Origin of the sequence: Burkholderia sp. BCC1996 (assembly GCF_905339955.1) — a bacterium.
GTDB lineage: Bacteria > Pseudomonadota > Gammaproteobacteria > Burkholderiales > Burkholderiaceae > Burkholderia.
Genome location: NZ_CAJPHM010000004.1, coordinates 57,462 through 76,401 on the forward strand (window position 1 = coordinate 57,462; position 18,940 = coordinate 76,401).

The following is an 18,940-nucleotide window of genomic DNA, read 5'->3' on the forward strand; positions in this document are numbered from 1 at the left end:
TCTGGGGGAGGGCAGTCGTGCCTGCGCTCAGAGCTGCTTCATCAGCACGAGCGACTTGCGCTGCCAGTTATAGAGTTTGCGGCGGTCTTCCGGCAGATCGTCGACGCTGACCTTGACGAAGCCGCGCTTGAGGAACCAGTGCTCGGTGCGCGTCGTGAGCACGAAGATGTGCGTGAGGCCGCGCGCGCGGGCGCGCTGCTCGATGCGCTTGAGCAGGCGTTCGCCGTCGCCCGAGCCCTGCGCTTCCGGCGCGACCGTCAGGCACGCCATCTCGCCGATCTTTTCCTGCTGGTACGGATACAGCGCCGCGCAGCCGAACAGCACGCCATCGTGCTCGATCACCGAGAAGTGGTCGATGTCGCGTTCGATCTGGTGGCGGCCGCGCCGCACCAGCGTGCCGTCCGACTCGAGCGGCTCGATCAGCGACAGGATGCCGCCGACGTCGTCCGGCGTCGCTTCGCGCAGGCTCTCGAGGTTCTCGTACGAGATCATCGTGCCGACGCCGTCGTGCAGGAACAGTTCGAGCAGCATGCTGCCGTCGAGCGACTGCGGAATCAGGTGGGCGCGGGTCACGCCGCCGCGGCACGCGCGGATCGAGTGCTTCAGGAAGAACGCGTCGTCGCCCTGGATGTTGCCCGAATCGAGCAGTTCGGCGGCCGCGTCGAGCGACATTTCGCGGATCAGCCCGCCTTCGTCGTCGACGATGCCGGGCGCTTCGGTCAGGAAGATGATCTTGTCGGCGCGCAGCGCGATCGCGGCGGCCGATGCGACGTCTTCCATCGACAGGTTGAACGCCTCGCCGGTCGGCGAGAAGCCGAGCGGCGACAGCAGCACGAGCTTGCGGCTCGCGAGCGAATGACGGATCGATTCGGCGTCGATCTTGCGCACGATGCCCGTGTGCGCGAAATCGACCCCGTCGAGAATCCCCACCGGCCGGGCGGTCACGAAGTTGCCGGACACGACGCTGATGTGCGCGTGCGCCATCGGCGAGTTCGGCAGACCCTGGCTGATCGCGGCCTCGATGTCGAGACGCACTTCGCCGGCCGCTTCCTTCGCGGATTCGAGCGCGCGCGCATCGGTGATGCGCAGCCCGTGCGAAAACTCGGATTCGACACCATGCAGGCTCAGCTGCTCCTCGACCTGCGGCCGCGAGCCGTGCACCAGCACGATCTGGATGCCCATCGCCTGCAGGAGCGCGATGTCGGACACGAGCGCGTTCAGCAGGCCCTGCTGCACCACCTCGCCGCCGAACCCCACGACGAACGTGCTGTTGCGGAACTTGTGGATATAGGGCGCGACGGAACGCATCCAGTCGACGAACTGCGCGTGGCTGGCGGCCGAATCGTCGGCGGCCGGCGGCGTCGCGGCGCCGGTCTGGGCGGGAGGGAGGTCGGTTTGGGAATTCATGGGCGGGATTATAATGCGCCCCCATGTCGAATGTACCTAAAAGTCCCGCGCCGACGCGGGCCAAAGCGCCGTCGGCGAAGCACCCGGATGGTGCGGCCGACGCGCGTCAGCAGCAGGGCCAGCCGCCGCGCCAGCAGCAGGAAAAGCCGGCGGGCAAGCCGGCCCACGCGCCGCGCGGCGACGAACGGCGTGGCGATGCGCGCCAGCCATCCGCGAAGGGCGCACCGCAGGCCGCCGGCGAGCGCGCTCCGCGCCGCGAGCGTGCGCCGCGCGCCACCGTCGCGCCGAATCCCGTTCCGCCGATCACTTACCCCGAAAGCCTGCCGGTGTCGGGCAAGCGCGACGAAATCGCGCGCGCGATCGCCGGTCATCAGGTTGTCATCGTCTGCGGCGAGACGGGTTCGGGCAAGACCACGCAGCTGCCGAAGATCTGCCTCGATCTCGGCCGCGGCCTCGGCGCCGGCGGCACGGGCCTGATCGGCCATACGCAGCCGCGGCGCCTGGCCGCGTCGTCGACCGGCCGCCGGATCGCGGAGGAACTCGGCACGCCGTTCGGCGAGGTGGTCGGCTACAAGGTGCGCTTCACCGACAATCTCGCGCCGGGCGCGTCCGTCAAGCTGATGACGGACGGCATCCTGCTCGCCGAGACGCAGACCGATCCGCTGCTGAAGGCGTACGACACGCTGATCATCGACGAGGCGCACGAGCGCAGCCTGAACATCGACTTCCTGCTCGGCTACCTGAAGGAGATCCTGCCGCGGCGGCCCGACCTGAAGCTGATCGTCACGTCCGCGACGATCGACGCCGATCGCTTCGCGCGCCATTTCGGCACCGACGAGCGCCCGGCACCCGTGATCGAGGTGAGCGGGCGGCTGTATCCGGTCGAGATGCGCTATCGCCCGGTGGCCGAGGATCGCCCGGCGGTGAAAAACGCCGAAGGCACGGGCGGCCGCGACCGCGTAAAGACCGCGCGCGAGGCCGAGCGCGACCTGATGGACGCGATCGTCGACGCGGTCGACGAACTGTGCCGCGAAGGCCCCGGCGACGTGCTGGTGTTCCTGCCGGGCGAGCGCGAGATCCGCGAGGCGGCCGAGGCGCTGCGCAAGCACCATCCGCCGCACACCGAGATCCTGCCGCTGTTCGCGCGGCTGTCGGCGGCCGACCAGGACAAGGTGTTCAAGGCGTCGAACGCGCGCCGCATCGTGCTCGCGACCAACGTGGCCGAAACCTCGCTGACGGTGCCGGGCATCCGCTACGTCGTCGACACCGGCCTCGCGCGCGTGAAGCGCTATTCGTACCGGAACAAGGTCGAGCAGCTGCAGGTCGAGTCGATCTCGCAGGCCGCCGCGAACCAGCGCGCGGGCCGCTGCGGCCGAGTGGCCGACGGCGTCTGCATCCGCTTGTACGAGGAAAGCGACTACCAGGCGCGCGCGCGCTTCACCGATCCCGAAATCCTGCGCTCGTCGCTCGCGTCGGTGATCCTGCGGATGAAATCGCTGCACCTGACGGCGATCGAATCGTTCCCGTTCCTCGAGCCGCCGCCCGGTCGCGCGATCGCGGACGGCTACCAGCTGCTCAACGAACTCGGCGCGGTCGACGACGACAACGCGCTGACGCCGCTCGGCCGCGAACTCGCGCGGCTGCCGCTCGACCCGCGCGTCGGCCGGATGATTCTCGCCGCGCGCGACCAGCAGTCGCTGCGCGAGGTGCTGATCATCGCGAGCGCGCTGTCCGTGCAGGACCCGCGCGACCGGCCGATCGAAGCGCAGGAGCAGGCCGACCAGGCGCACCGCCGGTTCGCCGACGAGCGCTCCGAATTCCTGCAGTGGCTGAAGATCTGGGCGTGGTTCGAAGAGGCCGTCGCGCACAAGAAGTCGAACCGCCAGCTGATCGACGCATGCCGGCAGAATTTCCTGTCGCACCTGCGGCTGCGCGAATGGCGCGACGTCCATTCGCAGCTGCTGACGGTCGTGCGCGAACACGGCTGGCGCCTCAACGAGGTCGAGGCGACCTACGAGCAGGTGCATCTGGCCCTGTTGACGGGCCTGCTCGGCAACCTCGGCATGAAGGCCGACGACGATCCGCACTACCTCGGCGCACGCGGGATCAAGTTCTACCTGTGGCCGGGCTCCGCGCTCGCGAAGAAGGCCGGCCGCTGGGTGATGGCAGCCGAACTCGTCGAGACGAGCCGGCTGTACGCGCGCTGCCTCGCGAAGATCGAGCCGGAGTGGGTCGAGAAGATCGGCGCCCACCTGCTGAAGAAATCGCTGTCTGAGCCGCATTGGGAAAAGCGTCCCGCGCAGGTCAGCGCGTTCGAGCGCGCGACGCTGTACGGGCTGCCGATCTACCACCGCCGGCGCGTCGCGTTCGGCAAACAGGACCCGGCGCGGGCGCGTGAGCTGTTCATCCGCGGCGCGCTGGTCGAAGGCGAATTCGACACGAAGCTGCCGTTCTTCGCGCACAACCGCAAGCTGCTCGCCGACATCGAGCAGCTCGAGCACAAGTCGCGCCGGCAGGACGTGCTGGTCGACGACGAGCTGATCTACGCGTACTACGACCAGGCGATTCCGGAAGGAATTCACACGGGCGTCGCGTTCGAGCGCTGGTATCGGGATGAAGTGAAGAAGGGCGGCCAGGCGGAGGACAAGCAGCGCCTGCTGTACCTGTCGCGCGACGACCTGATGCGCCACGAGGCGGCGGGCGTCACGACCGAGCTGTTTCCGAAGCGCGCGACGATGGCCGGCGTCGAGATGGCGCTGACCTACCACTTCGAGCCCGGCACGCCGCGCGACGGCGTGACGCTCGCGGTGCCGCTGTACGCGCTGAACCAGGTCGACGCGCGCCGCTGCGAATGGCTCGTGCCGGGGATGCTGAAGGAAAAGGTGCAGCTGCTGCTGAAGTCGCTGCCGCAGAAGCTGCGCCGGCATTGCGTGCCGCTGCCCGAGTACGCGGCCGGCTTCGTCGAGCGCACGGGCCGCGAGCGCTTCGGCGCGGGCGGCCTCGTCGAGGCGCTGATCGCCGACGTGCGCGGCGAGACGCAGGTCGCGATAAAGACGGCCGACTTCAAGCTCGAGACGCTGCCCGCTCACCTGTTCATGAACTTCAAGGTGATCGACGAGCACGGCCGCCAGCTCGCGATGGGGCGCAATCTCGCGCAACTGCGCCAGGAACTCGGCGCGCAGGCGCAGCAGCAGTTCCAGAAGATCGCGGCGGCGTCGACGATCGCGCCCGGCGGCGAAGCCGGCGCGGACGACGCGGGCGCCACGCCGGCGCCGCCTGCCACGGCGGGTTCCGCGGCTTCGGCGGCGAAGGGCGGCAAGCCGGGCAAGGGCGTCGCACCGCACACGGCCGCCCCGGCGGAAGCCGGCGCGACCGCGCTGTACGAGAACCTGACGACGTGGAACTTCGGCAAGCTCCCCGAGCTGCTGGAGATCCGCCGGCGCGGCCAGACGCTGTACGGCTATCCGGCGCTCGTCGATCGCGGCACGCATTGCGACGTCGAGGTGTTCGACTCGCCGGAGGAGGCCGCGCGGATCCACCGGGCCGGCTTGCGGCGGCTGTTCGCGCTGCAGCTGAAGGAGCCGATCAAGTTCCTCGAGAAGAACCTGCCGGGGCTGCGCGAGATGGCGATGCAGTACATGTCGCTCGGCACGCAGGACGAGCTGCGCGACCAGCTGATCGACACGGCGCTCGACCGCGCGTGCCTGCAGGATCCGCTGCCCGACGACGACGCGAGCTTCCACGCGCGTCGCGACGAAGGCCGCAGCCGCCTGAACCTGCTTGCGCAGGAGATCGCGCGGCTCGTCGGGCAGATCCTCGCCGAGTACGCGGGGCTCGCGAAGAAGCTCGCGCAGGCGAAGCCGTTCGCACAGGCCCACGCGGATCTGCAGCAGCAGCTCGCCGCGCTGGTCGGCAAGCGCTTCGTGATCGACACGCCTTACGTGCAGCTTGCACACTTCCCGCGCTACCTGAAAGGCATCGCGCTGCGGATCGACAAGCTGAAGGCCGACCCGGCGCGCGACGCGAAGCAGTCCGGCGAGCTGCTGCCGCTCGTCCAGCAGTACCAGCGCGCGGTGTCGCAGCGCGGCGGCGTCGCCGATCCGCGGCTCGCGGAATTCCGCTGGCTGCTGGAGGAACTGCGCATTTCGCTGTTCGCGCAGGAACTGCGCACGCCGATGCCTGTCTCTGTCAAGCGTCTGCACAAGGTCTGGGAGTCGATGCAGCGCTAGCGCAACGGCGGTTGTCCGGGCCCGCGCCGGCGGCCGGCCCGGCCAACCGCGCGGCGCCTGCCGCGGCAGGCCGCACGGCGGCCGCGGCGTGCGTCGAAGTGGCGCAGGGCCGACTTCCGTCAACCGGCAGGGCCGGTCGAGCGTTTTACAATCACTGCTGTTCCACGACGTGAGTCTTCATGCGCACTTTCCTTTCCTTCGGCCGCACGCTTGCGCTGGCCGCCGCCGTGCTGGCGCCTGCCGCGCACGCGAATAACGTGATCATCCTCAATTCGGCCGAAGCGACGCTTTCCCTGATCGACCAGCAGACCCGCCAGGTCGTCGGCACGATGCCGACCGGCAAGGAGCCGCACCACCTGATGGCGACGCCGGACAATTCGTCGCTGATCGTCGCGAATTCGGTCTCGAACAGCCTGATGTTCGTCGATCCGAAGACGGGCAAGCTGCAGCGCACGGTCGAAGGCATCGAGGATCCGTACCAGCTCGGCTTCTCGCCCGACAACAAGTGGTTCGTGTCGACCGGGCTGCGCCTCGACCGGCTCGACATCTACAGCTACGACGGCCGCGACCTGCATCTCGTGAAGCGCTTGCCGCTCGCGGTGATGCCGAGCCACATCGCGTTCACGAAGGACAGCAAGACCGTGCTCGTGTCGCTGCAGGTGTCCGGCGAGATCGCGGCGGTCGACCTCGCGACGCAGACGGTCAAGTGGAAGATGCCGGTCGGCAACGTGCCGGCGGGCCTGTGGATGACGCCGGACGACAAGTACCTGCTGGTCGGCATGACGGGCGCCGATTACGTCGCGGTCGTCGACTGGCGCAATCAGAAGGTCGTGAAGACCATCCAGACCGGCAAGGGCGCGCACAACTTCCGCTCGCTCGCCGACGGCACGCACGTCGCGATCACGAACCGGGTCGCGAACACGATCAGCATCATCGACGAGAACACGCTCACCAAGGTCGGTGACATCACCGGCCTGCTGCCGGGCCCGGACGACATGGAGCTGTCCGCCGACAAGAAGACGCTGTGGGTGACGTTCCGCTTCGCGAAGAAGGTCGGGATCATCGACCTGGCGTCGCGCAAGCTGGTGCAGACGATCTCCGTCGGCCGTTCGCCGCACGGCATCTACTTCTACGACCGCGCGCCGTGGAAGGCTGCGAACGGCGCGTGACGGGCGGAGGCGGACGATGCTGCACCTGATCGATGCGTTCGTGTCGGACATCCAGACCTGGCTGTACGTCGACGTCGTGCAGCCGCTCCTCTTCAAGTTCAACCTGATGGACTATGACGAGGACACCTACGACGCGCTGTACTGGGTGATCATCGGCGCGCTCCAGATGGTGCTGATGTTCGCGCTGCTGCGCCCGCTCGAGGCGCTCGCGCCCGTCGAGCGCTGGAAGAACCGCCGCGCGGTGCGGGTCGACGTGATCTATACCGCGATCTCGAAGCTCGGCATCTACACGCTGTTCTTCTTCTTCGCGCTGCAGCCGGTGTTCGACCGCTTCCAGGCGTGGCTGCGCCTGCACGGCGTTGCGAACGTCAACCTCGATTATCTGTGGCCGGGCGTGACCTCGCGGCCGATCGTCGCGTTCGCGATCTACCTCGTCGTGCTCGACTTCGCCGGCTACTGGTATCACCGCTGGCAGCACAAGTTCGGCATCTGGTGGGAGCTGCACGCGGTGCATCACAGCCAGCGGCAGATGTCGTTGTGGTGCGACGACCGCAACCACCTGCTCGACAACGTGCTGCAATCGTGCTTCTTCGCGGCGATCGCGCTCGTGATCGGCGTGACGCCGTCGCAGTTCGTCGTGCTGACCGCGGTCACGAACTTCGTGCAGAGCATCCAGCATACGAATGCGCGGCTGTCGTTCGGCTGGCTCGGCGAGCGCCTGCTCGTGAGCCCGACCTTCCACCGGCGCCACCATGCGGTCGGCTATGGCCACGAAGGCACCAAGTACGGCTGCAACTTCGGCGTGCTGTTCCCGTGGTGGGACATGATGTTCGGCACCGCGTCGTGGAACCGCACGGTCGAGCCGACCGGCATCCGCGAGCAGGTCGAAGGCGTGTCCTACGGCGAAGGCTTCTGGGCGCAGCACGGCCTCGCGTTCGTGCGGATCTTCCGGCGCCTCGTTCCCGCGAAGCGCGGCGCGGCGTCCGCCTGAGCGCGTCACTTTCCCGTTGAACGGCTTTCCCGCACGGCCCGCATGCGCTTTGGCGCATGCGGGCCGTGTGGTTTATCCTTTTCCCGTTTTTCATCGTCGATACAGGTTCGCATGAACGACTTGCTGCGCTCCTTCGTCCGGGCGTTCGCCAGCGCGCTGCACCCGCGCATGCTGTGGCTCACCCTGATGCCGTTCGTCGTCTCCGCGCTGCTGTGGGGCGTCGTGCTGTGGTTCTCGTGGCAGACGCTGATCGACGCCGCGCGCGGCGCGCTCGACGGCTTCGTGCTGACCGCCGCGCTGTACCGCGCGTTCGACGCGCTCGGGATGTCGCAGCTGCATGCGGTCGTCGCGCCGTTCGTCGTCGTGTCGCTCGCGATTCCGCTGATCGTGCTGACCGTGCTGCTGCTGATCGCGACGATCTCGATGCCGGTCGTGATCAGGCACCTGTCGAACCGGCAGTTCGCCGCACTGGAGGCGAAGCGGGGCGGCACGTTCTTCGGCAGCGTGTTCAATTCGCTCGGCGCGGCGATCGTGGGCGTCGTGCTGCTCGTCGTCACGATTCCGCTGTGGCTGATCCCGCCGTTCTTCGCGTTGCTGCCGCCGGTGATCTGGGGCTGGCTCACGTACCGCGTGATGACCTACGACGCGCTCGCGCAGCACGCGAGCCGCGACGAACGCCGCGCGCTCGTGCGCCAGCATCGCTGGCCGCTGATCGGCATCGGCGTCGCGACCGGGCTGCTCGGCACCGTGCCGACCTTCGTGTGGGTGTCGTCGGTCTGGATGATGGTGCTGTTTCCGTTCGTGGCGGCGGCCATGATCTGGGTTTACGCTTTCATCCTCGTCTTCTCGGCGCTGTGGTTCGGGCACTATTGCCTGCGCGCGCTGGACGACCTGCGCGCGAGTTCGCGCGCCACCGCAATCGACATGGGGCAGGCATGAGCATCGGCATCATCATCATCGGCGACGAAATCCTTTCGGGCCGCCGGCAGGACAAGCATCTGGCGAAGGTCATCGAACTGCTCGGCGCGCGCGGCCTCGCGCTCGACTGGGCCGAATACGTCGGCGACGATCCGGCGCGGATCACCGCGACGCTCGCGCGCGCGATCGCGTCGGGCGACATCGTGTTCTCCACGGGCGGGATCGGCGCGACGCCGGACGACCACACGCGCCAATGCGCGGCCGCCGCGCTCGGCGTGCCGCTCGTGCTGCATCCGGAAGCGAAGGCGCTGATCTCGGAGCGCATTCGCGAGACGCACACCGATGCGGCCACGCCGGTCGACTTCGAATCGCCGGAAAACCAGCATCGCTTCAACATGGGCGTGTTCCCGGCGGGCGCGACGATCATCCCGAACGGCTATAACCGGATTCCCGGTTTCTCGGTCGGCGATCTCCATTTCGTGCCGGGCTTCCCGGTGATGGCGTGGCCGATGATCGAATGGGTGCTCGACACGAAGTACCGGCATCTCCATCACGCGACGCCGCACGCGGAGCGCTCGCTGTACGTGTTCGAACTGCCGGAGTCGACGCTAACGCCGCTGATGGAGAAGATCGAGCGCGATTTCCCGAGCGTGCGCGTGTTCAGCCTGCCGAGCGTCGGCGATGCCGAGCGCGGCGGGATCTATGCGCGCCGGCATATCGACCTCGGCGTGAAGGGCGAGCCGGAGGCGGTCGCGGCCGCGTTCGTGAAGCTGCGCGAAGGCGTGCACCTGCTCGGCGGCGACGTGGTCGAACCGGAGGCGCCGCGCGCCTGAAGGCCTGAAGGCCGCGCGCGTCGATCGCGCATGCGGGCCGTTGAACGGCCCTGCAAAAACCACGGGCCGCGCAACGCGGCCCGTCATCGGGATGTCATCGCCCGGCTCGACGATGTGGCAGTCGGGCGTGCCTGGGCGGATGCGCCGTCAGGCGCCGATCCACGGCAGTTTCCGGAAGCACCAGCCGTCGACCGTCTTGCGGTGGCCTTCGGCATCCTTGCCGCCCTCGAAGCCTTCGAGCAGGTCGAAGGCCTTCGTGAAGCCGGCCTGCGTCGACGCGACCGCGGCGAGCTTCGAGCGCGCGGCGCTGCGGCACAGGAACAGGATCGGCGTATCGGCCGGGAGGGCCGCTTTCAGTTGATCGATGAATTCGGCGTTCGGCACGCCGCCCGGATAGCGCGTCCATTCGAGGTGCAGGTACTGGCCGTCGCCGACGAGCGGGCGGCCGATCCAGTCGAGCTCGGCGCGGGTGCGCACGTCGACGAGGCGTGCCGACGGGTCGAGCTGCAGCAGTTCGAATGCCTCGGCCGGCAGCAGGGCGCCGGCATAGTTGAGGGCGCCTTGGGCGCGGCGTTCTTCGGCCTTCGCGTAAAGCTGGTCGAGCGTACTCATGGCAGGAGGTCTCCGTATCGGTCAAACGAACATTCTAGCGCGGCGCCGCCGCGCGGATGTCCGCGTGCCCGGTGGCGCATGCACCGCCCACGCGCTCACCAAAAGAGTGCAGAATGGCACGAATGCACCAAAAAGATTCGTCGACGCCGTCGCCTCCCCGGGATTGCACCGTTGCGGTGCGGAGGCGCCGCCGCCGGTGCGGCGCCCGGCCCCGGAATCGCGCAGCCGGGCCCCGCTACGGCGCGGGTCGGCGTGATTCGCGTCGGTTTTGCGATGGTTGGCACGGAAGCTGCTATATAGAATTCGGTCGACCCGGGGCACGCTGCGCCAAAGCCAGACTCCGGGCAGCTCGATAAACGAGGCGGTTCCCAGTCCGCCGGAATTGTTCAATCAGGAGAAGAGGTTATGAGTAAAACCGTCGCCGACGTCATGCAGCTCGTGAAGGACGAGGACGTCAAGTTTGTCGATTTCCGCTTCACGGATACGCGCGGCAAGGAACAGCACGTGTCGGTGCCGGTTTCGGCGTTTGACGAAGACAAGTTCGAAAGCGGCCATGCATTCGACGGCTCGTCGATCGCCGGCTGGAAGGGCATCGAGGCGTCGGACATGCTGCTCATGCCGGATCCGAGCGCCGCATTCGTCGACCCGTTCTATGAAGAGTCGACCCTCGTGCTGACCTGCGACGTGGTCGAGCCGGCCGACGGCAAGGGCTACGAGCGCGACCCGCGTTCGCTCGCGAAGCGCGGCGAAGCGTACCTGAAGAGCACGGGCATCGGCGATACCGCCTACTTCGGTCCGGAACCGGAATTCTTCATTTTCGACTCGGTCCAGTGGAACACGGACATGTCGGGCTGCTTCGTGAAGATCAACTCGGAAGAAGCACCGTGGTCCTCGGCCAAGGAATTCGAAGGCGGCAACACGGGCCACCGTCCGGGCACGAAGGGCGGCTACTTCCCGGTCGCGCCGGTCGACACGTTCCAGGACATGCGTTCGGAAATGTGCCTGCTGCTCGAACAGCTCGGCATCCCGGTCGAAGTGCACCACCACGAAGTGGCGGGCCAGGGCCAGAACGAAATCGGCACGAAGTTCTCGACGCTCGTGCAGCGCGCCGACTGGACGCAATGGTCGAAGTACATCATCCACAACGTCGCGCACTCGTACGGCAAGACGGCGACGTTCATGCCGAAGCCGGTCGTCGGCGACAACGGTTCGGGCATGCACGTTCACCAGTCGATCTGGAAGGACGGCCAGAACCTGTTCGCGGGTAACGGCTACGCGGGCCTGTCGGAACTGGCGCTGTTCTACATCGGCGGCATCATCAAGCACGCCCGTGCGCTGAACGCGATCACGAACCCGACGACGAACTCGTACAAGCGTCTGGTCCCGCACTTCGAAGCACCGGTCAAGCTCGCCTACTCGGCGCGCAACCGTTCGGCATCGATCCGCATTCCGCACGTGTCGAACCCGAAGGGTCGCCGTATCGAAACGCGCTTCCCGGATCCGATGGCGAACCCGTACCTGTGCTTCACGGCGCTGATGATGGCCGGCCTCGACGGGATCCAGAACAAGATCCATCCGGGCGAAGCCGCCGACAAGAACCTGTACGACCTGCCGCCGGAAGAGGACGCAAAGATCCCGACCGTCTGCGCAGGCCTCGACCAGGCACTGGAAGCGCTCGACAAGGATCGCGAGTTCCTGACGCGCGGTGGCGTGTTCACCGACGGCATGATCGATGCGTACCTCGCGCTGAAGGAGCAGGAGCTGGCGAAGTTCCGCATGACGACGCATCCGATCGAGTTCGAGATGTACTACTCGCTGTAATCGGCGATGGCGCTTCGATTCAGCGCCGTCATGCCGGTTCGTTCCCGTCGCGTGGCCTGCGGCGGGAACCGCGGAGTCTGAAGGGGGACGGCGTCCAGCCGTCCCTTTTTTGTTCCGAAAATTTCCAATTTCCGACCCGGTAACGCGCGACGACACGCACGATGGCTCTGAAGAATCTCATCAAGGCGAAGACGGGGCAGCCCGAGCGACTGACGGAAGACGAGCGGCTCGCGCGCTCGGGCCTGCTTGCGGGGCTGGAAGCGCTGCCGACGGCCGTGATCGTGCTCGACCGCAAGACGCTGCGGGTCGCGTTCGCGAACCCGTCCGCGGAGGCGATGCTCGACATCTCGCGCCGGCAGCTCGCGCAGCGGCCGTGGGGCGAGATTTTCCCGAATGCGAACGAACTCGCGTCGACGATCACCGCGATCGGCCAGGAGCGCTTTCACGCGACGCATCTCGATACCGTGCTCGACCGGCCCGGCCGCGAGCCGCTGCACGTGCATGCGATCGTCGGCTTCCTCGAGACCGTGCCCGATTTCGTGCTCGTCGAGCTGTTCGAGAACGAACGGCAGTCGCGCACCGATCGCGAGGAGCGCATCCACGACCTGACCGCGGTCAACAAGCAACTGATCCGCAACCTCGCGCACGAGATCAAGAACCCGCTCGGCGGCATTCGCGGCGCAGCCCAGCTGCTCGAATTCGAACTGAGCGGGCGCGAGCGCGGCGAGTTGCGCGAATACACGCAGGTGATCATCAAGGAGTCCGACCGCCTGCAGACGCTCGTCGACCGGTTGCTGGAGCCGCATCGGCATCCGCACATCGTCGGCGACGTGAACATTCATGAAGTATGCGAACGCGTGCGCGCGGTGATGCTCGCGGAATTTCCGCGCGGGCTCACCATCGAGCGCGACTACGACGTGAGCGTGCCGGACCTGCGCGGCGACAAGGAGCAGCTGATCCAGGCGCTGCTGAACATCGTGCGCAACGCGGCGCAGGCGCTGCGCGAGCGGATCGCGCAGGGCGACGCGAAGATCGAGCTGCGCACGCGTATCGCACGCAAGGTGACGATCGCGAAGCGCCTGTACAGGCTGGCACTGGACTTGCACGTGGTCGACAACGGGCCCGGCATTCCGGAGGAGATCCGCGACCGGATCTTCTACCCGCTCGTGTCCGGGCGCGACGACGGCAGCGGCCTCGGCCTCACGCTCGCGCAGACGTTCGTGCAGCAGCACGACGGGATGATCGAGGTCGAGAGCCGGCCCGGTCGTACCGAATTTCAGATCCTGCTGCCGCTCGATCATTGAGCGGCTGCATGGCGATTCACCGGATTCACCCATACCTGACCGACCTATGAAGCCGATCTGGATAGTAGACGACGATCAATCGATCCGCTGGGTGCTCGAAAAGGCACTCGCCCGGGACAGCTTCGCGACGAAGAGCTTCGCGAACGTGCGCGACGCGCTGGCCGCGCTCGACCACGAGACGCCGCAGGTGCTCGTGTCCGACATCCGGATGCCGGGCGGCTCCGGCCTCGAGCTGTTGCAGGCGATGCACGAGCGCCTGCCGGGCCTGCCCGTCATCATCATGACGGCGTTCTCCGATCTCGACAGCGCCGTCGCGGCGTTTCAGGGCGGCGCGTTCGAATATCTCGCGAAGCCGTTCGACGTCGACAAGGCGGTCGAGCTGATTCGCCGCGCGGTCGAGGAGAGCTTGCGCGGCGGCGCGCCGCAGGACGAGCGTGTGGCCGAAGCGCCCGAGATGCTCGGCCAGGCGCCCGCGATGCAGGACATGTTCCGCGCGATCGGCCGCCTGTCGCACTCGGCCGCGACCGTGCTGATCACCGGCGAGTCGGGCACCGGCAAGGAGCTCGTCGCGCGGGCGCTGCACCGTCACAGCCCGCGCGCGAACGGGCCGTTCATCGCGCTGAATACCGCGGCGATTCCGAAGGACCTGCTCGAATCCGAACTGTTCGGCCATGAGCGCGGCGCGTTCACCGGCGCGCAGACGACGCGCCAGGGCCGCTTCGAGCAGGCCGAGAACGGCACGCTGTTCCTCGACGAAATCGGCGACATGCCGTTCGACCTGCAGACGCGCCTGTTGCGCGTGCTGTCGGACGGCCAGTTCTATCGGGTCGGCGGCCACAACCCGCTGCGCGCGAACGTGCGCGTGATCGCCGCGACGCACCAGAATCTCGAGTCGCGCGTGCGGCAGGGGCTGTTCCGCGAGGACCTTTACCACCGGCTCAACGTGATCCGGCTGCGGCTGCCGCCGCTGCGCGAACGCAGCGAGGACATCGCGCTGCTCACGCGCCACTTCCTGCAGAAGAGCGCGCGCGATCTCGGCGTCGAGCCGAAGCGCGTGTCCGACGAAGCGCTCGCGTATCTGACGTCGCTCACGTTTCCGGGCAACGTGCGTCAGCTCGAGAATCTCGCGAACTGGCTGACCGTGATGGCGCCCGCGCAGACGGTCGAGATCAAGGACCTGCCGCCCGACCTCGTGCCGGCAGGCGCGCCGGTGACGGCGACGGCCGACGGCGCGGATGCGCACGCCGGCACCGGCATGGGCGGTGGCGACATCGCGCGCGTGCAGCCGGCGGTGGGTGCGCCATTGACGGCTGCGCCCGTCGCGGCCGCGCCGAACGGCGCGCCGGCCGGCTATCCGATGTGGGAAAGCGGGTTGCGCACGGAAGTCGCGCGGCTGTTGCGCGAGAATTCGGCCGACGTGATGGACGAGCTCGCGCGCCGCTTCGAGGCGGCCGTGATCCGCGAGGCGCTCGATTTCACGCGCGGCCGCAAGGTCGAGGCGGCAGAGCGGCTCGGCATCGGCCGCAACACGATCACGCGCAAGATCCAGGAACTGCATCTGGAGCCGTAAAGCCTCTGTCGCGGCATGCGCGTGCGTCGCGCATGCCGCGATCGGACATAATCGCGGTTTGCCGTCACGTGCGCTCCCGTCATGTCCGATTCCTTCCGCTGGCCCGCCGGGGCCGATCCCTTCCGTTTTCTCGAAGCGCTCGACAGCAAGCGTGCCCGTGCGTGGGTCGACGAGCAGAACGCGCGCACGCGGGTCGCGCTGCGCGACGACGACGCGTATCGCGCGCTGACCGCGCGGCTCGCGCAGGCGTATCTGCCGCGCGAACGCCCGGTGATTCCGACCCGCTGGCGCGACTGGGCGTACGACCTGTGGCAGGACGATCTCCATCCGAAGGGACTGTGGCGCCGCGCGCGCTGGGACGACTGGCGCGCGGGCCGGCCCGAGTGGGAAACGCTGCTCGACGTCGACGCGCTCGGCGCGCAAGAGGGCGAGTCGTGGGTGTTCGAGCAGGACGCGATCCTGTACCCGGACGGCGACCGCGCGCTGCTGTCGTTGTCGCCGGGCGGCGCCGACGCGGTCGTCGTGCGCGAATTCGACCTCGTGCAGCGCCGTTTCGTCGACGGCGGCTTCACGATCGACGTGCCCGGGAATCACACGATAGGCTGGATCGACCGCGACACCGTCTACGTGAGCTGGGATCGCGGCGAGGCGCATGCGACCGCCGCCGGCTATCCGTACGAAGCGCGCCGCTGGGTGCGCGGCACGCCGCTCGCCGATGCGCCGGTGGTGTTCCGCGGCGAACCCGACGACATCAGCGCGGGCGCCGGGTTCGATCCGATCGACGGCCGCCACGTCGCGTGGCGCAGCGTCGATTTCTTCGACGCGCATGCATACCGGCTGACCGACGCGGGCGAGTGGGCGCGCTACGACGTGCCGACGCACGTCGAGGTCGGTTTCTGGGAAGGCTGGCTGATGCTGGAGCCGCGGCTCGACTGGGACTGCGGCGGCGTGCGTCACTCGGGCGGCTCGCTGCTCGCGATCCGCGAGCAGGCGTTCCTCGCCGGGTCGCGCGAGCTCACGACGCTGTTCGAGCCGCGGCCGTCGACTTCCGCGTGCACGTGGACGCACACGCGCACGATGCTGATCGCGAGCTGGCTCGACGATGTGCACAACCGCACGATGCTGTGGCAGCCGCGCCAGGGTGAGGACGGCGCATGGACGTGGCACGCGCGGCCGTTCGAATGGCCGGGCGACGCGCAGATCGACGTCGAGCCGGTCGAGTCGACGCTGAACGACGACGTGTACGTGGACGTCGACACCTATCTCGATCCGCCCGAATGCTGGCTCGCCGATCTGGCCGATCGCGCGGCCGATGCGCCGTCGCGTCGCGTGCTGCTCGACCGGCCGCCGGTGCGGTTCGATGCGGCCGGGCTCGTCGTGCGTCGCGCGAATGCCCGCTCGCGCGACGGCACGGTCGTGCCGTACACGCTGATCGGGCCGCGTGATGCGCTCGATGGCCTGGCGCATCCCGACGGCAGCGCCCGCGTCGCGCGGCCGTGCCTGCTGTCAGGCTATGGCGGCTTCGCGATTCCGAACCTGCCGGGCTACAGCGATGCACTCGGCATCGCATGGCTCGAACGCGGCGGCGTCGCGGCGTTCGCGCACATCCGCGGCGGCGGCGAATTCGGACCGGGCTGGCACGTCGACGCGCAACGCGAGCATCGGCAGCGCTCGTTCGACGACTTTATCGCGGTGGCCGAGGACCTGATCCGCACCGGCGTGACGACGGCTGCGCAACTCGGCATCGAGGGCGGCAGCAACGGCGGGCTGCTGGTCGGCGCATGCATGGTGCAGCGCCCGGAACTGTTCGGCGCGGTGCTGTGCCGCGTGCCGCTGCTCGACATGCGGCGCTATCCGAAGCTGCACGCGGGCGCCGCGTGGCTCGACGAGTACGGCGATCCGGACGATGCGCGCGAGGGCGCGGCGCTCGCCGCCTACTCGCCGTATCACCGCGTGCGCGAAGGCGTTGCGTATCCGCCGCTGCTGCTGACGACGTCGACGCGCGACGACCGCGTGCATCCCGCGCATGCGCGCAAGATGGCCGCGCGCATGCATGCGCTCGGACACGAACGGGTGTGGTACTGGGAGAACACCGACGGCGGCCACGGCAGCGCCGACGATCTTGAGCGTGCCGAATCCGATGCGGCGGAATTCGGCTTCCTGTGGGCGCATCTCGGGCCCGCGCCCGCGCGCGGTTGAGCGCAGGCGCGAGCGGGCAGGGCGTTCAGCTGACGACCGCGATCACAGGCGTGTGGTCGGACGGCTGTTCCCACGTGCGCGGCACGCGATCGACCTCGCACGACGTGCAGGTTTCGGCGAGCGCCGGCGACAGCAGGATGTGGTCGATGCGCAGCCCCGCGTTGCGGCGGAACGCGAACATCCGGTAGTCCCACCACGTGAAGGTCTTCTCGGGCTGCTCGAAGCGGCGGAACGCATCGACGAAGCCGAGTTCGATCAGCTTCGCGAAGTGCGCGCGCTCCTGCGGCGACACGAGGTTCTGGCCTTCCCATTTCGCCGGGTCGTGCACGTCGCGGTCTTCCGGCGCGATGTTGTAGTCGCCGAGCAGCGCGAGCTTCGGGTAGCGCTGCATCTCGGTGCCCAGCCACGCCTGCAGCGCATCGAGCCACTGCATCTTGTAGACGAACTTGTCGGAGTCGGGTGCCTGGCCGTTCGGGAAATATGCGGACACGATGCGCACGCCTTCGACCGTCACGGCGACCACGCGCTGCTGCGCGTCGTCGAAGCCGGGGATGTTGCGCACGACGTCCGATTCGTCGACGGCGAGCGTGTCGCGCGCGAGGATCGCGACGCCGTTGTAGGTCTTCTGGCCCGCGAACCAGCTGCGGTAGCCGATCGCTTCGAGATCGGCGCGCGGATATTTCTCGTCCGGCAGCTTCAGTTCCTGCAGGCACAGCACGTCGGCTCCGCTTTGCGCGAGCCAGTCGAGCACGTGCTGCTTGCGGACGTTGAGCGAGTTGACGTTCCAGGTGGCGATTTTCATGAACGGGAATGCGTGCGGGGTGAATGCGAAGGCCGCCATCTTACCGCGAGCACGGGGCGCGAACGCGCGCGACACACGATGCGAAGCCGGTGCCGTGCGTGTCGATATCGACGGCCTGCGAAGAATTTGTGACAAAAGTATTGACGTGAGTGCTTCATCACCCTATAATTTATTTCTCTGACGCGGGGTGGAGCAGTCTGGCAGCTCGTCGGGCTCATAACCCGAAGGTCGTAGGTTCAAATCCTACCCCCGCAACCAAGCACACCAGACGATGTGCAGCGCAAGTGACCGATGCGCGCTTCGTCGACAGGAACCCGGCCCCGTGCCGGGTTTTTTGTTTTCAGCCCGCCGCCCACTCGACCGCCGCCTTCGCATGCAGCGCGGTCGTGTCGAACACCGGCAGCGGCACATCGTCCGCGCCGATCAGCAGCGTGATTTCCGTACAGCCGAGTATCACCGCCTGCGCGCCGCGTTTCGCCAGTTCCTCGATGATCGACACGTAGGTCGCGCGCGACCCGGCATCGATCACGCCATGACACAGCTCGTCGTAGATGATCCGGTGCACGTCGTTGCGCGCCGATTCATCCGGCACCAGCACGTCGAGGCCGAACTTGTCGCGCAGGCGCTCCGCATAGAACGGCAGCTCCATCGTGTAGCGCGTGCCGAGCAGCGCGACGCGCTCGACGCCGGCGGCGCGCAGCGCGGCGCCGGTCGGATCGGCGATGTGCAGGAACGGCAGCGATACGGCAGCCTCGATCGCGCCGTGCACGCGGTGCATCGTGTTGGTCGTCAGCACGACGAGATCGGCGCCGGCCGCTTCGAGCCGACGCGCGGCATCGGCCATCCGTTCGCCGAGCGCGGCCCAGTCCTGCGCGCGCTGCAGCGCTTCGATCTCCGCGAAATCCACCGTGACCAGCACGCTCTTCGCGTTGTGATGGCCGCCGTGCAGCGCCTTCGAATGGCGATTGATCATCCGGTAGTACTCGGCCGACGATTCCCAGCTCATCCCGCCGATGAGTCCGATCGTTTTCATCCGTCACCTGTGCGTTTCATATGTCGTGGCCGACGAGTATAGGGGCCGGTCC

13 protein-coding genes and 1 tRNA gene are annotated in these 18,940 nt (G+C 67.9%); 10 read left to right on the forward strand and 4 right to left on the reverse strand.

The genetic code is table 11. The features are described from left to right. Positions 1–27: 27 nt before the first annotated feature. On the reverse strand, positions 28–1,407 hold the full coding sequence (argA, locus tag U4Z64_RS06480) for an amino-acid N-acetyltransferase (protein ID WP_044847668.1): 1,380 nt from the start codon (positions 1,405–1,407) through the stop codon (positions 28–30). Between the two features lie 23 nt (positions 1,408–1,430). Here argA and hrpA point away from each other — a divergent pair, with 23 nt between their 5' ends. From hrpA to U4Z64_RS06505, 5 genes are all read left to right on the forward strand, one after another. Next, positions 1,431–5,636, forward strand: a complete 4,206-nt coding sequence (gene hrpA / locus U4Z64_RS06485) for an ATP-dependent RNA helicase HrpA (RefSeq protein WP_321819503.1) — start codon at positions 1,431–1,433, stop codon at positions 5,634–5,636. 179 nt (positions 5,637–5,815) lie between these two features. Beyond that, positions 5,816–6,805 (forward strand): beta-propeller fold lactonase family protein, encoded by a 990-nt coding sequence (locus U4Z64_RS06490; RefSeq protein ID WP_044847670.1) that lies wholly within the window; start codon positions 5,816–5,818, stop codon positions 6,803–6,805. 16 nt (positions 6,806–6,821) lie between these two features. Next, on the forward strand, positions 6,822–7,796 hold the full coding sequence (locus U4Z64_RS06495) for a sterol desaturase family protein (RefSeq protein ID WP_044847671.1): 975 nt from the start codon (positions 6,822–6,824) through the stop codon (positions 7,794–7,796). Between the two features lie 111 nt (positions 7,797–7,907). Next, positions 7,908–8,735 carry an EI24 domain-containing protein gene (locus U4Z64_RS06500; RefSeq protein ID WP_044849102.1) on the forward strand — a complete coding sequence of 276 codons (828 nt, stop codon included), beginning with the start codon at positions 7,908–7,910 and terminating at the stop codon, positions 8,733–8,735. Further along, positions 8,732–9,547, forward strand: coding sequence for a competence/damage-inducible protein A (locus tag U4Z64_RS06505; protein ID WP_044849103.1), 816 nt, complete (start codon positions 8,732–8,734; stop codon positions 9,545–9,547). Before U4Z64_RS06500 ends, U4Z64_RS06505 begins: the two co-directional genes overlap by 4 nt. 147 nt (positions 9,548–9,694) lie before the next feature. On the opposite strand, the gene U4Z64_RS06510 is transcribed toward U4Z64_RS06505, so the two are convergent. Beyond that, a complete protein-coding gene (locus U4Z64_RS06510) occupies positions 9,695–10,159 on the reverse strand; it encodes a rhodanese-like domain-containing protein (protein ID WP_044849104.1) in 465 nt (154 codons plus the stop codon). Between the two features lie 405 nt (positions 10,160–10,564). Here U4Z64_RS06510 and glnA point away from each other — a divergent pair, with 405 nt between their 5' ends. From glnA to U4Z64_RS06530, 4 genes are all read left to right on the forward strand, one after another. Continuing rightward, positions 10,565–11,980: a type I glutamate--ammonia ligase gene (gene glnA / locus U4Z64_RS06515; RefSeq protein WP_044849105.1), complete on the forward strand. Its 1,416-nt coding sequence runs from the start codon at positions 10,565–10,567 to the stop codon at positions 11,978–11,980. A gap of 161 nt (positions 11,981–12,141) precedes the next feature. Continuing rightward, complete coding sequence (glnL, locus tag U4Z64_RS06520) at positions 12,142–13,284, forward strand: nitrogen regulation protein NR(II) (RefSeq protein ID WP_044849106.1); 1,143 nt, start codon at positions 12,142–12,144, stop codon at positions 13,282–13,284. A 46-nt stretch (positions 13,285–13,330) separates the two neighbouring features. Further along, positions 13,331–14,854: a nitrogen regulation protein NR(I) gene (gene ntrC / locus U4Z64_RS06525; protein WP_321819504.1), complete on the forward strand. Its 1,524-nt coding sequence runs from the start codon at positions 13,331–13,333 to the stop codon at positions 14,852–14,854. A gap of 81 nt (positions 14,855–14,935) precedes the next feature. Beyond that, on the forward strand, positions 14,936–17,053 hold the full coding sequence (locus U4Z64_RS06530; RefSeq protein ID WP_321819505.1) for a prolyl oligopeptidase family serine peptidase: 2,118 nt from the start codon (positions 14,936–14,938) through the stop codon (positions 17,051–17,053). A 25-nt stretch (positions 17,054–17,078) separates the two neighbouring features. Here U4Z64_RS06530 and xth read toward each other — a convergent pair whose 3' ends face one another. Beyond that, positions 17,079–17,855 (reverse strand): exodeoxyribonuclease III, encoded by a 777-nt coding sequence (xth, locus tag U4Z64_RS06535; protein WP_221622524.1) that lies wholly within the window; start codon positions 17,853–17,855, stop codon positions 17,079–17,081. Positions 17,856–18,036: 181 nt separating this feature from the next. Between xth and U4Z64_RS06540 the strand changes: the two genes are divergently transcribed. Next, a tRNA-Met gene (locus U4Z64_RS06540) sits at positions 18,037–18,113 on the forward strand. 82 nt (positions 18,114–18,195) lie between these two features. On the opposite strand, the gene U4Z64_RS06545 is transcribed toward U4Z64_RS06540, so the two are convergent. After that, entirely contained in the window at positions 18,196–18,888 is a 693-nt protein-coding gene (locus U4Z64_RS06545; RefSeq protein WP_321808645.1) for an aspartate/glutamate racemase family protein, read from the reverse strand. Between the last annotated feature and the right edge of the window lie 52 nt (positions 18,889–18,940).

Excerpts from the sequence above, each read along its gene's own strand:
- U4Z64_RS06545 (WP_321808645.1), bottom strand. The coding sequence starts at position 18,888 with ATGAAAACGATCGGACTCATCGGCGGGATGAGCTGGGAATCGTCGGCC.
- ntrC (WP_321819504.1), top strand. The coding sequence starts at position 13,331 with ATGAAGCCGATCTGGATAGTAGACGACGATCAATCGATCCGCTGGGTG.
- glnL (WP_044849106.1), top strand. The coding sequence starts at position 12,142 with ATGGCTCTGAAGAATCTCATCAAGGCGAAGACGGGGCAGCCCGAGCGA.
- glnA (WP_044849105.1), top strand. The coding sequence starts at position 10,565 with ATGAGTAAAACCGTCGCCGACGTCATGCAGCTCGTGAAGGACGAGGAC.
- U4Z64_RS06490 (WP_044847670.1), top strand. The coding sequence starts at position 5,816 with ATGCGCACTTTCCTTTCCTTCGGCCGCACGCTTGCGCTGGCCGCCGCC.
- U4Z64_RS06530 (WP_321819505.1), top strand. The coding sequence starts at position 14,936 with ATGTCCGATTCCTTCCGCTGGCCCGCCGGGGCCGATCCCTTCCGTTTT.
- U4Z64_RS06510 (WP_044849104.1), bottom strand. The coding sequence starts at position 10,159 with ATGAGTACGCTCGACCAGCTTTACGCGAAGGCCGAAGAACGCCGCGCC.
- hrpA (WP_321819503.1), top strand. The coding sequence starts at position 1,431 with ATGTCGAATGTACCTAAAAGTCCCGCGCCGACGCGGGCCAAAGCGCCG.
- argA (WP_044847668.1), bottom strand. The coding sequence starts at position 1,407 with ATGAATTCCCAAACCGACCTCCCTCCCGCCCAGACCGGCGCCGCGACG.
- U4Z64_RS06500 (WP_044849102.1), top strand. The coding sequence starts at position 7,908 with ATGAACGACTTGCTGCGCTCCTTCGTCCGGGCGTTCGCCAGCGCGCTG.
- U4Z64_RS06505 (WP_044849103.1), top strand. The coding sequence starts at position 8,732 with ATGAGCATCGGCATCATCATCATCGGCGACGAAATCCTTTCGGGCCGC.
- U4Z64_RS06495 (WP_044847671.1), top strand. The coding sequence starts at position 6,822 with ATGCTGCACCTGATCGATGCGTTCGTGTCGGACATCCAGACCTGGCTG.
- xth (WP_221622524.1), bottom strand. The coding sequence starts at position 17,855 with ATGAAAATCGCCACCTGGAACGTCAACTCGCTCAACGTCCGCAAGCAG.